Origin of the sequence: Rhizobium acidisoli (assembly GCF_002531755.2) — a bacterium.
Taxonomy (GTDB): Bacteria; Pseudomonadota; Alphaproteobacteria; order Rhizobiales; family Rhizobiaceae; genus Rhizobium; species Rhizobium acidisoli.
Genome location: NZ_CP035000.1, coordinates 376,397 through 391,835 on the forward strand (window position 1 = coordinate 376,397; position 15,439 = coordinate 391,835).

Consider the following 15,439-nt stretch of genomic DNA (forward strand, 5'->3'; position numbering starts at 1 on the left):
GCGGGCACTGCGGCACCCCCGCTCGACAAGACAAGCCGCTAAACAGAGGGAACGAGAATGAAAAAATTACTTGCATCGACGTGTTTGACGTTCGGCCTGATCGGCGGCGCGTCATTCGCCAGCGCCGCCGAATGCGGCAGCGTCACCATCGCCAGCATGAACTGGCAGAGCGCCGAAGTTCTCTCCAACCTGGACAAGTTCATCCTGAACGAAGGCTACGGCTGCAGTGCTGACATCACCGTCGGCGACACCGTCCCGACGATCACCTCCATGGCCGAAAAGGGCCAGCCGGATATCGCGCCAGAAGCCTGGATCGATCTGCTGCCCGACGTCGTCAAGAAGGGCACGGAAGAAGGCCGCATCGTCCAGGTCGGCTCGCCGCTGCCGGATGGCGGCGTGCAGGGCTGGTGGATCCCCAAATATGTCGCCGATGCCCATCCCGATATCAAGACGATCGGCGACGTGCTGAAGCATCCGGAACTCTTCCCCGATCCGGAAGATCCGAAGAAGGGCGCCATCTTCAACGGTCCGCAGGGCTGGGGCGGCACGGTCGTCACCTCGCAGCTCTACAAGGGCTTTGAGGCCGAGAAGGCGGGCTTCACCCTCGTCGACACCGGCTCTGCCGCCGGCCTCGACGGTTCGATCGCCAAGGCCTACGAACGCAAGGAAGGCTGGGCCGGCTACTACTGGGCGCCGACCGCGCTGCTCGGCAAGTATCAGATGGTCAAGCTCGAAGCCGGCGTGCCGGAGGATTCTGCCGAATGGAAGCGCTGCATCACCGTCGCCGACTGCCCCGACCCCAAGCCCGCTTCGTGGCCGGTCGATCACGTCGTCACCCTGGTTGCCAAGCCCTTCTCGGAAAAGGTCGGGCCTGAAGTCATGGACTACCTGGCGAAGCGCTCCTGGAGCAACGACACGGTCAACAAGCTGATGTCGTGGATGACCGACAATCAGGCGACCGGCGAAGACGGCGCCAAGCACTTCCTGAAAGAAAACAAGGACATCTGGTCCAAGTGGGTTTCGCCTGAGGCAGCCACAAAGATCGAAGCTGCCCTTTAACACTGACTATCGCGGTGCGCCAAAAGCGCACCGCTTCTCACTCGCCGATAAAAACAAAAAGACTGCCGCGGCTCTTTGAAGAAAAGGGGAACCGAATGGAATGGTTTTATAAGTTTCCACATATGGACGACGACGCGCTTCGCAATCTGAAGAAGGCGATCGATGACGGTTTTCGCGGCTTCACCCGCGCCTATGGCGACGGCATCGAAACCCTGTTCGTGCCGCTGCAGCATTTCCTCATCGCCGCCGAGCGTTTCATGACCCAGACGCCGTGGCCGATCATCACCGCGATCATCCTGGCCATCGCCTGGTTTGCCAGCCGCAGCCTGAAGATCGTCGTCGGCTGTCTGGTGACGCTGATGCTAATCGGCTATTTCGACATGTGGGACGATACGATGCGGACGGTCTCGATGATCTTCGTCTGCACGATCCTGTCCATCGCCATCGGCATTCCGATGGGCATCCTGATGGCCCGCTCCGACCGGCTGCAGCGCGTCGTCAATCCGATCCTCGACGTCATGCAGACGATGCCGAGCTTCGTCTACCTCATTCCCGTCGTCATGCTGCTCGGCATCGGCAAGGTGCCCGGCCTGATCGCCGTCGTCATCTACGCCATCCCGCCGATGATCCGCCTGACCGATCTCGGCATCAGGCTCGTCGACAAGGACGTGCTCGAAGCCGCCGACGCCTTCGGCACCTCGCGATCGCAGAAGCTGTTCAAGGTGCAGTTGCCGCTGGCGCTGCCCACCATCATGGCCGGCATCAACCAGACGATCATGATGGCGCTCGCCATGGTGGTCATCGCCTCGATGATCGGCGTCCAGGGCCTCGGCCAGCCGGTGCTCAAGGCGATCGCCAACCAGTATTTCACGCTGGGTATCTTCAATGGTCTTGCCATCGTCGGCATCGCCATCATCTTCGACCGAGTCAGCCAGGCATATGGCAAAAGGCTCCAGAAGCATCGGGAGACCGTCCATGGCTGAGCATCGTTTCGGCGGCATCAAGATCCGCCACCTCTACAAGATCTTCGGTCCCAACCCCGCCGCGCATGTCGATGCGGTTCAGAAGGGATTGTCGAAGACCGAGCTCAACGAAAAGCACGGCCATGTGCTCGGCCTCAGGGATATCAATGTCGAAATTCCCTCCGGCCGCATCCAGGTCGTCATGGGCCTTTCGGGTTCGGGCAAATCGACGCTGATCCGCCACATCAACCGGCTGATCGACCCGACCGCCGGCGAAGTGCTGGTCGACGGCGTCGATGTCGTCAAGATGAACGAGACCGAATTGCGGGCGTTCCGCCGGCACCAGACGGCGATGGTGTTTCAAAAATTCGCGCTTCTGCCGCACCGCAACGTGCTCGACAACACCATCTTCGGCCTCGAAGTGCAGGGCATGGAGCGGGCGAAAGCCGTCGACGTCGCCATGCGCTGGCTGGAACGGGTCGGGCTGAAGGGCTTCGAGCAGCGCTATCCCAACCAGCTCTCCGGCGGCATGCAGCAGCGCGTCGGCCTGGCAAGAGCGCTCTCCAACGACGCCCCGGTGCTTCTGATGGACGAAGCCTATTCGGCGCTCGATCCGTTGATCCGCACCGACATGCAGACAGTGCTTCTCGATATCCAGAAGGAGATCAAGAAGACCATCGTCTTCATCACCCACGATCTCGACGAGGCACTGCGTCTCGGCGACCAGATCGCCATCCTGCGCGACGGCGAAGTGATCCAGCAGGGAACCAGCCAGGACATCGTCCTGCGCCCGGCCGACGACTACATCGCCAACTTCGTCAAGGAGGTCAATCGCGGCAGGGTCATCCATGTCGAAGCCGTCATGACGCCGCTGCACTCTGGTGCGGCGCCGGTTGGACTGGCGATTGTGGCGGGAACGACCGTCGAAGAAGCCGTCCGTATGCTGTCATCGGCGCCAGAGGGCGATGCCAGGGTGGTTTCGCCTTCCGGAGAAACCTTAGGGCTCGTCACCTTCCGCCAGCTCGCGAGCGCGATGGTGAACTCACAAGAGATGGCCCCCCAGCGCGACAGCGCCCTGTCGGTCGCCCTCTGAAGCTGCCAATGCGGCCGTCTTTCCGTTTCGCTGGCGACACCAAGCACGTCGCCATCTCCGGGAAGCCGGCCGCCGCAGGACCTTGAAGAAGCTTGAAATGGCTTCTTGAGGCCTGCCCGATCACAACACCGGCTGGGCGAGGAATTGCGCTCGCAGGGTATCGATGTCATCGAGATCCGAGACTGCGCCGCCCCGCGCCAAGCGCCCCATGCCTTCTATGAGTGTAGGCGGGCCGCCTTGGAGCTGTGACGCCGGAGTGTTCCCGCTGCTTCTTAAGCAAGCTCTTCCTGCGTGCCAAACGAGACCTTCAAGATCTCTATCCACCTTGCGCAAGCCGCGGCGCGAACATGCCTCCAGCCAGCGCTTTCCTATACATTTTGCGCAAAACCAGTCCAGACTGCGTCGCGAAAAGCCGCTTGGCCGACTTTATCGGCGGCTGACAATTGCTCGATGGCCACGGAGCAATAAGATGATTTTCGACCAAGGCCATGATGGTTTGCGGTCCTCAAGCCAAGCCCGTTCATCCATCACCCCCAAAAAGGATGGAAGGGATCGTACATACGCACCCCATCCTGTGCGTATGCCAGCATGCCTGTCTGCCTGCCGAAGGCTATTAAGCGGTCCACTATAGAACCTTCGGCAGGCGACTGCGCAGATCGGATCGGGATATTCTCCACAGCTTCAGATGATGATGCGTGTCTCGGCAAGATTACCGCGTTGAGCCTTTCGTGGCCTCACGGATACACCCCATAAAATTGCCTTTCTGCGTAATCGTTTCATCACCGATAGCCGGTGGCGCGACGACTTGCCTATTGTTCCCATGTCTGCCAGTTCCTGCCCGCAGGCTGCGAGAGACCGCTCGAATGGGAGCTATCGATAATGCATTCAACGGGTTGGTTTTTGACGCCTGCCATATCCGAATTCGGCCTGTATCGGCTTGCGCAAGACGCTGCTCCCGCAGTCGATACCACGCGGAAATCCACCTGCTCCGCCGAGGCCTGTTGCGCTCCAGGGGCCCGATCGACCGGGATATGGCCAAGTCTCGCCCATCGATCCGGCGACGATCGATGACGCCCGGCATGGCTGATAGAGGTAGGCACATCAATCCGTCAGCACGGATCGCGCATCGCGCCGGGATCTGCAGGCAGTTGAGAGGGGTAGGTCAGCGCAGCCACACTGAACAATGGGAGCAGCATGTCCGAAAATAGCCCTGCGCCATTCTCGTTCCGGTTTCGCGGTTCGTCCTTCGACAACATGGTCGAAACGCTCGGCGGCGCCTTCGGCGCCTTCGATGCCGAGCCTGTCGGCCGCGCCCAGGACTTCCACTGGGGGCTGGATTTCTCCGCCAATGACAGCGCTGTCCTTCTCACCGGCTATCACGAGGCGGAGTTTCAGTTCAACATCGAGCCGACCGTCGATACGGCGGAATACCTGTCGATTGTCGTGCCGCGCAGCGGCGGCATGGGAGTGGCTTACGGATCCCGCGTCGCCGAGGCGGGGGAAGGAAAACTGCTTCTCTATAACAATTTCGAACCAGACAGCGTCCTCATGTACGGCCAGTCGAATGTCATCGACGAATTGCTGATCAACTGGTCGGTGATCCTGCAGACGATCGGCCAGACGTTCGAAATGCCGTTCAGCGGCTCTCTCGATCTGCTACCCGAACTGGATCTGTCGACGCCGGTCGGCCGGACGATCGGCAACCTGACGGAGACGATCGCCATCGGCATGCGCGACAACGGCCCCTTGCTGCAGTCGCCGATCGCCATGGCGCATATGACGCAGGCGCTGGCCGATCTTGTCGTGCGCATGGTGCCGAACCGGCTGTCGCATCTCCTCGACAGGGGGCCTGCGCTCATCGCCCCCCGGCATGTGCGCAAGGCGATCGAATTCATGCAGGCCAATATCGATCAGCCGATCACCATGCCGAAGGTCGCCGAAGCAGCCGGCGTCTCCAGCCGGGCGCTCGAAACCGGCTTTCGCGCCTTCAGAGGCACCTCTCCCGCCGCCTATCTGCTGACGCTTCGCCTGCGCGCGGCGCGGCAGGAGCTGCTCGATCCCGAAAGCACGGAGAGCATGAAAGAGATCTGTCTCAAATGGGGCTTCTTTCATTTCGGCCGGTTTTCCGCAGTCTACAAATCGACCTATGGGGAATACCCTTCCGACACCCGGAAGCGCGTCTGCCGTTTGTAGCCGCCGGGGGTTAAAGCATGTCTCGCAAAGGTGTGCTGCGGTTTTGCCAGGCAAAGCGCGAAGCGCTTTTGCCGCAAAGACATGCGGAAAAACAAAGACCGAAAGCGTGACAAGCGAATCTGAAAGATCGCGACAACGCTTTAGGACGAAGAGGATGGCGGCAATTTGTAGTGCACTCTCATCGTCCTCGGATCCCGCTTGACGATCTTCAAGCAGGCCTTCCCTCTCCACCATAGCGTTGAGCTCCCGCAGAACGAGGGAATGCGCGATCCCGAGTTTGCGCGCAAAGGCGCGGCTGTCGCGCGCGATCCCAAGTTCGGCGGCGACGAGGAGGCCCGCTTGTATGGATGTCAGGCGGATGTCCCCGGCTTGCGCCGCAGCGACAAGGGCGAAAAATTGATCGGCGTCGGACGGCTCTTCGCTCACGCGGCGTTTCGCCCGCGCAAGGACACCATGATCGATTTCGAGGTGGGCGTATCGCTTTCCTTACCAGCGCTGCCGAGCGGCACCAGCACGTTCAGTTCGGGATAATAACCAGCGATGCTGCCCCTCGGAATATCATAGGGCACCAGGCGAAAATTCTCCGCGATGCGCTCGATGCCGTCATCATGCTCGCCAACCACGTCGATGCGGTCACCGGCCTCGGCTTTCATCGCCTTCAGGTCGGCGGGATGAATGAAAATGACCTGCCGCTCTCCGTAGACGCCGCGATATCGGTCATCCAGACCATAGACCGTCGTATTGTATTGATCGTGCGACCGGAATGTCTGCAGGGCGAAACGACGTCCATCGCCCTTTCGCGCCCTCTGATGCACCGTCTCCTCGGGAAGCGCCTCGGACGAGAACGACGCCTTGCCTGCCGGTGTGTCCCACTCCCGATGGCTTGCTGCGTTGCGCAGGTGGAAACCGCGCGGCTTGCGCAGGCGCGCATTGTAGTTTTCGAAACCCGGAATGGTCGCCTCGATATGATCGCGGATAAGGTCGTAATCGTCGGCGAGCGCCGCCCAGTCGACCACGGCGGAGCCGACCGTCGCTTCCGCAATGCCGGCAATGATGGCGACTTCCGAGAGCAGGTGCGGCGAGGCCGGCCGGTTGATGCCCGCCGAGCCATGCACCATGCTCATCGAATCCTCGACGCTGACGAGCTGGGAATTGCCGGCTTCGTTGAGGTCCATCTCGGTGCGTCCGAGGCAGGGCAGGATGAAGGCCGTCTCGCCCGGCATGAGATGCGAATGATTGGGTTTGGTCGCGATATTGACCGTCAATTTCAGCTGCCGCAGCGCCTTTTCGACGAGGGCGCTGTCGGGCGTGGCGCGGGCGAAATTGCCGCCGAGCCCGATGAAGGCCTCGGCCGAGCCGTCGAGCATCGCGCCGATCGCGGCAAGAACATTGTGGCCATGTTCGCGGGGGACGCTGAAGCGGAAGTGCCTCTCCAGCGCATCGAGGAAATCGTCGGCCGGCTTTTCGTTGATGCCGACGGTGCGGTCGCCCTGCACGTTGGAATGGCCGCGCACCGGGCAAAGGCCGGCGCCCGGCTTGCCGATATTGCCGCGCAGGAACATGAAATTGGCGATCTCGCGGATCGTCGCGACCGAATGCAGATGCTGGGTGACACCCATCGCCCAGGTGCAGATGACGCGTTCGGCATTGATATAGACATCGGCCGCCCGTTCGATCTCCTCCCGGTTCAGTCCCGACTGGTCCTCGATCTCAGCCCAGCCTGCGGCCTCGACCGCGGCCCTATACGCCTGAAAATCCGCGCAGTGTTCGGTGAGAAATGCATGGTCGAGCACGGAGGGCAGACCGTCGGCGACTGCTCTGTCTTCCGCGGCCAGTACGGCCTTGGCCATGCCCCGCACCGCGGCCATGTCGCCGCCGAGCTGCGGCTGCAAATATTGGCTGGCGATCTCGGTCGAACCGCCGCGCAGCATCTCGATCTTGTCCTGCGGATCGGAGAAGCGCTCGAGGCCGCGCTCACGGATCGGGTTGAAGACGACAACGCGCGCGCCGCGGATCGCCGCGCGGCGCAGGTCGCCGAGCATTCTCGGATGGTTGGTGCCCGGGTTTTGCCCGATCACGAAGATCGCGTCGGCCTCTTCGAAATCCTCTAGCAGCACGGTGCCCTTGCCGACGCCGACGGCCTGGCGCATGGCGATGCCGCTTGCTTCATGGCACATATTGGAGCAATCGGGAAAATTGTTGGTGCCGTAGACGCGCACGAACAGCTGGTAGAGGAAGGCGGCTTCGTTGCTCGCCCGGCCCGAAGTGTAGAATTCCGCCCGGTTGGGGGTATCGAGAGCCTTCAGGATGCCGCCGATCTCGGCAAAGGCATCCTGCCACGAAACCGGCAGATAGTGATCGCTCGCCGCATCATAGCGCATCGGATGCGTGAGGCGGCCGTTGAGTTCCAGTTCATAATCCGTCAGTCGGCGCAGCTCGGATACCGTATTTTCAGCAAAGAAGGCGGGCGTCGCCCGCTTCTCCGTCGCCTCCCAGGCAACCGCCTTCACGCCGTTTTCGCAGAATTCGAACGACGATCCGTGTTCCGGATCGCCCCAGGCGCAGCCCGGGCAGTCGAAGCCGTCCGGCTGGTTCGCCTTCAGCATGGTGCGCGCGCCCGAGATGGGCATGCCGCTTTGCAACAACTGCTTGCCGCAGCTCTTCAAAGCACCCCAGCCGCCGGCGGCCGCCGATTTCTTACCGATGAATTTTGTGTCCATGCGCCCTTATTGTCGAAGCGCAGAAAACATCAAGGCCGCAGGCGCGATGGTTTGATAGAAAAAATCTATCGAAGAAGGGTTCCGATCTAGCCGGCTTCCTTCATGGCATGCCGTTCCCCGTTGGGCGAATGAGCCAGAATGCGATTGCGGCCTTGGGTCTTGGCGTCATAGAGCGCCGCGTCGGCCTCGGTCAGCAGGCGGTTCGGGTTGGTGCGCAGAACGGCTCCGGTCGCGCAGGAGATGCCGATGCTTGCCGTCACCCGGGCGAATTCGCTGCCGGAATGCGCGATATTCTCCTGGGCGAGGCGCCTGGCGAATTGCTCAGCGACGATCATTGCGCCTTTGGCGCTGGTGTCGGGCAGGAACACCACGAATTCCTCGCCGCCGTAACGAGCGACGATGTCGGCCGGCCGGCTGACGGATTGGCGCAGACACTTGCTGACGACCCGCAGGCATTGGTCTCCGGCAGGATGCCCATAGGTGTCGTTATAGGCCTTGAAGCGGTCGATATCGACCATCAGCAGGCTGAACGGCGTGTTTCTCCTGGCGCTGCCCGCGGTCTCGCGGGCGAAAGCCTCGTCGAAGGCACGGCGGTTGACCATGCCGGTGAGGCCATCGGTTTCGGCAAGGCTCTTCAACTGCTCCGCCGACAGCCTGAGCGCGATTTCCGCCTGCTTCGTCGCCGTGATGTCGGAGACGACGGCCATCGCCGTGCCGTCTTCCGCAAGCCTTGTGCGGATGCTGCGCCAGTCGCCGTTGTGAAGCTGAACCTCTTCGTCCTTGTTGCTGTGCAGCGAGGCGGTGGCGGCCTTGATCCACCCCTCCACATCATCAGGGATACCGGGCCGCTCGCCGGTTTCGGCGACGCGGCGCAGGATGTCACTGATATGGGCGCCGACCACGCGGGCCTCTCCGGAGAGCGGGAAGGCATCACGATACTGCTCATTGCAAAACAGGATAAACCCTTTGCTGTCGTACATGGCGATGCCATCGGACATACCCGCCATCGCATGCGAGAGCAGGTTCTTGCTTTCGCGCAATTCGCGCTCCAGGGCGGTGCGCTCGGTAACATCGCGCGTGACGCCGGCAAGGCCGATCACCCGCCCCTGCTTGTCCCGCAGCGGCACTTTGGACGCGAGCAGGAATCTGCCTTCGATATGCTCGGCGGAATCGATCAGCGGCACCCCGGTGTCTATCACCTGCTGCTCGAGATAATATAATTTCTCGGCGAGCGGCCGCGACATCAGATTGAAATCCGACAATCCGGTCATCTCCGCCGTCGTCCGGAAACGGAAGAGGCGGGTCATGTTTTCATTGACGGTGATGAACCGGCTGTTTCGGTCCTTCACATAGAGATAGTCGGGCGACTGCGAAAATGCGGTCACCAATATGCTTCGCTCCAGCTGCCATTGCTGGGTCTTCAGGAGAACGAAACCACCTAGAACGGTCGCGAGACAATTCAACGCGGTCAGGGGAAATCCGACGCCGGCCAGCACATGGGCATTCACCAAGGTGGGAAGCAAAGCCATCGCGAGGACCAATGCAACGCCAAGGGCAAGGCCCAGCAGCGCAACGTCCTTCAGCCCCGGCGATCTCTTGCGGGTCCAGAAATGTCCGGCCAGACCAATGCCGGTCGCGAGGGCCATGGTGATGATCCCATCGACCATCGCCGCGCCGCCGACGGCAAACCGAAAGGTGATCGCCAGCAATGCGGCAAAGGCAGCCGCGATCGGCCCGCCGAACATGCCGGCCAATGCGAGCGGCGAAAAACGCAGGTCGATATAGATGCCGGGGTGAAATTCAATGGCCAGCAATATGGACCCGATGGAGGCGCCGCCGGCTATGACCCCGAAGGCGATTTTTTCCTGCCTGAAGGACCGGCGCTGAAACTGAATAGAAAAAAGTGCCCAGAGCGAAATTGCCAGGCACACGAAGGAAAGGTTGCCACCGAATTGCGTCCAATTGCCATTCACCGCGATGTATCCACCTTCCAATACATGTAACGAACTCATCATAGACGAAACTGGTTTGAGCTTGGTTAAACCGATCTCATGGGGCGGCATGGAGTATCGACCAGGCAAGGCTGGCACGCGTCTTATAAGGCATGTTTAACAAACGCCGTCCGCTTCGGCTGGACATGCCCGGCGATGGCACAATACTGCGCAATTCGGATAAGACTGCGCAATCGGACCATTATTGCGCGATCAAAAGGCTCACAGTTGCCGAGAGTTGCAATGGAAATTCACGGTCGGTTGCGTGCCAACGAGGAAGCCCGGCGTGGCCCGCCGGGCATTGTCGTCCGTTACTTGCAGATCGCCCCGGCCAGAAAGCCGCGCATCGCCTCGCCAAAGGGCGGCCGCATCATATATTCCGCTTCCACCATCTTGCTCTGGTGATAGACAGCGCGCGGATGCGAGAAGGCGAGAAAGCCGAACTTGCCGTGATAGGTGCCCATGCCGGAATGGCCGACACCGCCGAACGGCAGGCCTTCGGCCGTGACGTGGCTCATGCAGTCGTTGACCGTCACGCCGCCGGACGTCGTATTGTCGAGAACGCGGGCCTCCTCTTCGCCATCCCGGCTGAAGTAATAGAGAGCAAGCGGCCGCGGTCGGGCGTTGATGCGATCGATGACGTCGGCAATATCGCGATAGGGAAGAACCGGCAGCACTGGCCCGAAGATTTCCTCCTGCAGCACGCGCATATCGTCGGTGGGATCGAGGATCAAGGTCGGCGGCATGCGGTGGGCCGGCTGCTGCGAGAAATTCTCCCCCGCCGGATTGATCTCGACGATGCGGGCGCCCTTGGCCCTGGCGTCTTCGACCAGGCCCTGGACGCGGGCATGATGGCGGCCGTTGACGATCGACGTGTAATCAGGATTTTCCTTCAGCGTCGGATACATCGCGACGACCGCCGCCACCGCATATTCGGCAAAGGCTTCGACGCTTTCCTCGGGCACGTAGACATGATCAGGCGCCAGGCAGATCTGCCCGGCATTCAGCGTCTTGACGGTCATGACGCGGCGCGCCGCGTCCGCGAGATCCGCCGAGCGGCCGACGATGACGGGCGACTTGCCGCCGAGTTCGAGCGTCAGAGGCGTCAGGTTTTCGGCCGCCGCCCGCATGACATGATGGGCGATCGCCGTGCCGCCGGTGAAGATCAGATGGTCGAAGGCAAGTGATGTAAAAGCGGTGCCGGTCGCCGGTCCACCCTGAACGACGGCGATTTCCGTGTCGTCGAAGGCGCGGGCGATCAGTTCAGCCATCAGCGCCGCCGAAGCCGGCGTCACCTCCGATGGTTTGATCATGGCGCGATTGCCGGCAGCGAGAATGCCGGCAAGCGGCGCAAGGGCGAGCTGATAGGGAAAATTCCAGGGGCTGAGAATCCCGACCACGCCCTTCGGCTGATAGACCACTTTGGCGACCGCATCCGGGAACAATGCCTCGTGTTCTTCCGGCTTCAGCCATTCGGCCAGATGGGCCTTGGCATATTTGAGCGAACCGACGCAGGTGAAAACGTCGAGCAGCAGGCTTGCCTCGACACTGCGGCTGCCGAAATCCTCCGACAGCGCTGCGGCAATCGCATCTTTATAATCGACGAGAAGGCCGATGACGCGGTCGATGCGATCGACGCGGACCGCAATATCAGGTGGCCCGTCCTTCAGGAAGGACGCCCGTTGCCGGGCAAGCAGCGCCTTCATGGCATCGGGACTGGTATCGGCGGCGAGTGGGGTGACGGTGTTCATTGTTTCCTCCCTTGAACGGTGTCAGGCGGCCGGCTGGCGCACGATCGGTTTCAACACGATGCCCTTTTCCGAATCCTCCACCGCCCGGTTGATGTCGGCGAAATCATAGAAGGTGACGAGCCTGTCGAAGGGGAAGCGGCCCTGCCTGTGAAGGTCGATCAGCAGAGGGATCAGCACATCAGGATTGGAATCGCCTTCGACGATGCCGCGCACCCGGCGTCCGCCGGAGAGAATATGGGTGAGGTCGAGCGTCAGCGTCGCGCCGTGGGGCGAGGCGCCGACGATGCCGCAGGTGCCGCGCGGCGCCAGCACACGGACGCATTGATCGATGACGGCAGGCACGCCGGAGGCATCGATCGCATAATCGACGCCGGCGCCGGTCAGCGCCATGATCGCGGCAACCGCATCACCCGTCTTGCCGTTGACGATGTCGGTCGCGCCGAGTTCGGCGGCAAGCGCCAGTCGCGCCTCGTTCACATCGACCGCAATGATCCGGGAAGCGCCGACGATCCTTGCCGCCATCACGGCGGCAAGACCGACCGAACCCATGCCGAAGACCGCGAGCACCCTTCCCGGTTCGACCTTGAGCGCATTCATGACCGCGCCGGCGCCGGTCTGGATGCCGCAGGCAAGCGGCCCGAGCAGCGCCAGATCGGCATCTTCAGGCACTTTGACGATATTGCGCTCATGGCAGAGCGCGTGACTGGCAAAGGAAGATTGCCCGAAAATATTGCCGTTCACCCGCTCCCCTCTGTAGGAGAGCCCGCTCGAACCATCGGCGCGCGCACCGAAGAAATTGCGCGGGAAAAATTCGTGGCAATAGGTCTCTTCGTGATCGTTGCAGCTCGGGCAATGACCGCAGGAATTGAAGGTCATGACCACGTGATCTCCCGGGACCACCTTGGCAACGCCCGGCCCGACACGCTCGACGATTCCAGCACCTTCATGACCGAGCACGACCGGCTGCGGCACCGGCAGATGCTGGTCGCGCATGACGATATCGGTGTGGCAAACCCCGGTGGCGACGACGCGAACCAGGATCTCTCCCTCGCGCGGCTCCTCCAGATCGAGACTTTCCAGCGAAAACGGCATATGCGGAGCACGCGCCACCGCGGCATGGATTTTCATTCTATCCTCCTCCCGATGATCAGCCCGCACGCGACCCGGCGGGCCGGGTTCGCTTCCTCAACGGCTGCGCTTGTAGGCGCCGAGCCCCGGCTGATAGGTCTTGTCGTCGAGGAACTGCTTCAACCCCTCGTCCCGCCCCTTGGTCTTATCGAGAAACAGCATCTGCTCCAGCTTGGCGTAGATGTAATCGTCGGCGAGATCCCATGGCAGGTCGCGCACGCGCTTATAGGTGTCCTTGGCGGCCTTCAGCGTCACCGGGTTCTTTTCGAGCAGGCCGGCGCAGATCTTGCGGACCCGGGTTTCCAGCTCGGCGAGCGGCACGGCCTCGTTGACGAGACCCATTTCAGCCGCCTTGCGCCCGCCGAACAGTTCGCCGGTCATGATGTAATAGAGGGCGTCGCGATGGCGCATTACTTCGGCAACGGCGCGGGTGACGTTGCCGCCCGGCAGAATGCCCCAGTTGATTTCGGAAAGGCCGAAATTCGCTTCCTCGGCGGCGATGGCGAGATCGCAGGAAACGAGCGGCGTGAAAGCGCCGCCGAAGCACCAGCCGTTGACCATGGCGATCGTCGGCTTTTCGAAATACATCAGCCGGCTCCACCAGCCGCCGGATTGGCGGCGCGCCTTCAGCGTGGCATTGCGCGGCTTGTCGTCGTTGTCGCGGAAATATTCCTTCAGATCCATGCCGGCCGACCAGGATTGGCCGGCGCCGCGCAGGACGAGGACACCGCAGCGTTCGTCGCCCTCGAGTTCGTCGAGCACCTCGAGCATTCGGGCATTGAGAGCCGGATTCATCGCATTGCGCTTTTCAGGGCGGTTGAGGGTCACGAAAGCGATGCCATTGTCGAATTCGACCAGAACCGGCGATTGGTTTTCAGTCATCAGATCACTCCATTGGTTTCGGCATGAATGCCGGGGCCGCTTGATCAGGCCTGTCGTTGAAGGGTTTCGGAATGCAGCTGGCGCAGAACATGTTTCTGCACCTTGCCGGAGGCAGTGCGGGGAATGGCCTCGACGAAGAGGATGCGCGTCGGGCGCTTGAAGGCGGCGAGCCTTGCCGCGCAATGGACGGCGATCGCCTCGGCCGTCGCCGCAGCACCCGGCCGCAGCACGACATAAGCGATGCCGCATTCGCCCCATCTGACGTCGGAAATGCCGACCACCGCGACGTCGAGAATATCGGGATGGCTTGCGAGCGCGGCTTCGACCTCGGCGGGATAAACATTCTCGCCGCCGCTGATATACATGTCCTTCAGGCGGTCGACGATGCGATAGAAACCGTTGGCTTCGCGCCGGCCGAGATCACCGGTGCGGTACCAGCCGTCAGTGAAGGCGCCCTCGCTTTCCAGCGGCTTGTTCCAGTAGCCCGGCGTCACCGCCGGCCCGCGCAGCCAGAATTCGCCGATCTCCCCTTCCCCGACATCGCGGCCATCCTCGCCGACGATGCGAATGTCGAGCAAGGGCGCCGGCAGACCGACGCTGCCGGGATTATCCTGCACCGCGCGCCGGTCGAGCGGCACATGCAGCACCGTTCCCGCCTCGCTCATGCCGTAGCCGTTGACCAGCGCCACGCCGTCGGCGAGGTAGCTTTCGATCAGCGCCTGCGTCAGCGGCGCGCCGCCGACGAAAAGCGCGTGCAGGCCGGAGAGAGCCGCGGCGCTGTAGGCGGGATCGTTACGCAAGGCGAGGGCGATCTGCGGCACAGCGAAATAATGGGTGATGGCGCGCTGCCGGTCGGCAAGGGCTGCCAGTGTGCGCGCCGGGGTGAAGCGGTCGGAGATGACAAGCGTGCCGCCCAGCATCAATGTGGTGCGCGCCACCGCGATCAGCCCGATCGTGTGGAAGAACGGCAGGTCGCACAACGCAACGGTTTGAGGCCCGATTTCGCCGACGAAAGAAAAATTGATGCCGGCAAAAAAAGCATTGCGGCGGGTGATGACGACGCCTTTCGGCTGTCCGGTCGTGCCCGACGTATAGAGAAGGACGCAGGCTCCATCGGCATCGGCAGGCACGGGCTTCATCGGAAGGCTCGCCTCGATCCGCGCCGCAAGGCTAGTTGGGCCATCCGTCGAGATCACCGTCATCTCGGCATCGGCATCCGCAAGGCTCGCCACGACAACCGAAAACTCCTCGTCGTGGATCAGGAGCGCCGGCGTGCAATCGGCAAGGATCGGCCAAAGCTCGGCGGCGTTGAGGCGCCAGTTGAGCGGCACGTAGATGGCGCCGGCACGCTGGCAGGCAAAGGCGAGCACGATCGAGTCCATCGAGTTGCGTGCCAGCATGGCGACGCGCGCTCCGTCCCGCCGCGCCCCGAGCATAGCGCTCAGAAGGCCGGCGCAACGGGCGATCCGCAGATCGAGTTGGGCATAGGTCAGTTGCCGGTCGGTGGCGATCTCGAACAGAGCCTGACCACCCCCCGCGACGCGGGCGCGGTAGAGGATAGGGTCATCCGTCACCAGTCCGCAATCCGCCTGCGAAGCCATCCCGGAAAAGGAATGCGCCATGATTTCCTCCCATGCCCACCGCTCCCACAGCAGGCACC

10 protein-coding genes and 1 pseudogene are annotated in these 15,439 nt (G+C 62.1%); 4 read left to right on the top strand and 7 right to left on the bottom strand.

Features of this window, described 5'->3' with window-relative positions:
• The first annotated feature begins 57 nt into the window (after window positions 1-57).
• The 4 genes from CO657_RS27415 (at window position 58) to CO657_RS27430 (ending at window position 5,307) form a co-directional block, all read left to right on the top strand.
• Window positions 58-1,059, top strand: coding sequence for an ABC transporter substrate-binding protein (locus CO657_RS27415; protein WP_054183824.1), 1,002 nt, complete (start codon window positions 58-60; stop codon window positions 1,057-1,059).
• 95 nt (window positions 1,060-1,154) lie between these two features.
• Complete coding sequence (locus CO657_RS27420) at window positions 1,155-2,042, top strand: ABC transporter permease (RefSeq protein WP_054183823.1); 888 nt, start codon at window positions 1,155-1,157, stop codon at window positions 2,040-2,042.
• Window positions 2,035-3,114, top strand: a complete 1,080-nt coding sequence (locus tag CO657_RS27425) for a quaternary amine ABC transporter ATP-binding protein (protein WP_054183822.1) — start codon at window positions 2,035-2,037, stop codon at window positions 3,112-3,114. Before CO657_RS27420 ends, CO657_RS27425 begins: the two co-directional genes overlap by 8 nt.
• Before the next feature lie 1,194 nt (window positions 3,115-4,308).
• Window positions 4,309-5,307, top strand: coding sequence for a helix-turn-helix transcriptional regulator (locus tag CO657_RS27430; protein WP_054183821.1), 999 nt, complete (start codon window positions 4,309-4,311; stop codon window positions 5,305-5,307).
• Between the two features lie 140 nt (window positions 5,308-5,447).
• On the opposite strand, the pseudogene CO657_RS37625 reads toward CO657_RS27430, so the two are convergent.
• The 7 genes and pseudogenes from CO657_RS37625 to CO657_RS27465 all read right to left on the bottom strand — a co-directional run bounded on the left by CO657_RS37625 (window position 5,448) and on the right by CO657_RS27465 (window position 15,401).
• Window positions 5,448-5,733, bottom strand: a pseudogene (locus tag CO657_RS37625) (hypothetical protein).
• Window positions 5,730-8,027: an FdhF/YdeP family oxidoreductase gene (locus tag CO657_RS27440; protein ID WP_054183820.1), complete on the bottom strand. Its 2,298-nt coding sequence runs from the start codon at window positions 8,025-8,027 to the stop codon at window positions 5,730-5,732. Before CO657_RS27440 ends, CO657_RS37625 begins: the two are co-directional and overlap by 4 nt.
• A gap of 86 nt (window positions 8,028-8,113) precedes the next feature.
• Entirely contained in the window at window positions 8,114-10,042 is a 1,929-nt protein-coding gene (locus tag CO657_RS27445) for a diguanylate cyclase (RefSeq protein WP_054183819.1), read from the bottom strand.
• A 287-nt stretch (window positions 10,043-10,329) separates the two neighbouring features.
• Entirely contained in the window at window positions 10,330-11,769 is a 1,440-nt protein-coding gene (locus tag CO657_RS27450; protein ID WP_054183818.1) for a coniferyl aldehyde dehydrogenase, read from the bottom strand.
• 21 nt (window positions 11,770-11,790) lie between these two features.
• A complete protein-coding gene (locus tag CO657_RS27455) occupies window positions 11,791-12,897 on the bottom strand; it encodes an NAD(P)-dependent alcohol dehydrogenase (protein WP_054183817.1) in 1,107 nt (368 codons plus the stop codon).
• Window positions 12,898-12,954: 57 nt separating this feature from the next.
• Window positions 12,955-13,779, bottom strand: coding sequence for a p-hydroxycinnamoyl CoA hydratase/lyase (locus CO657_RS27460; protein WP_054183816.1), 825 nt, complete (start codon window positions 13,777-13,779; stop codon window positions 12,955-12,957).
• 44 nt (window positions 13,780-13,823) lie between these two features.
• The gene (locus CO657_RS27465) at window positions 13,824-15,401 is read right to left on the bottom strand and encodes an AMP-binding protein (RefSeq protein ID WP_054183815.1); all 1,578 of its coding nucleotides are present in this window, start codon (window positions 15,399-15,401) and stop codon (window positions 13,824-13,826) included.
• Between the last annotated feature and the right edge of the window lie 38 nt (window positions 15,402-15,439).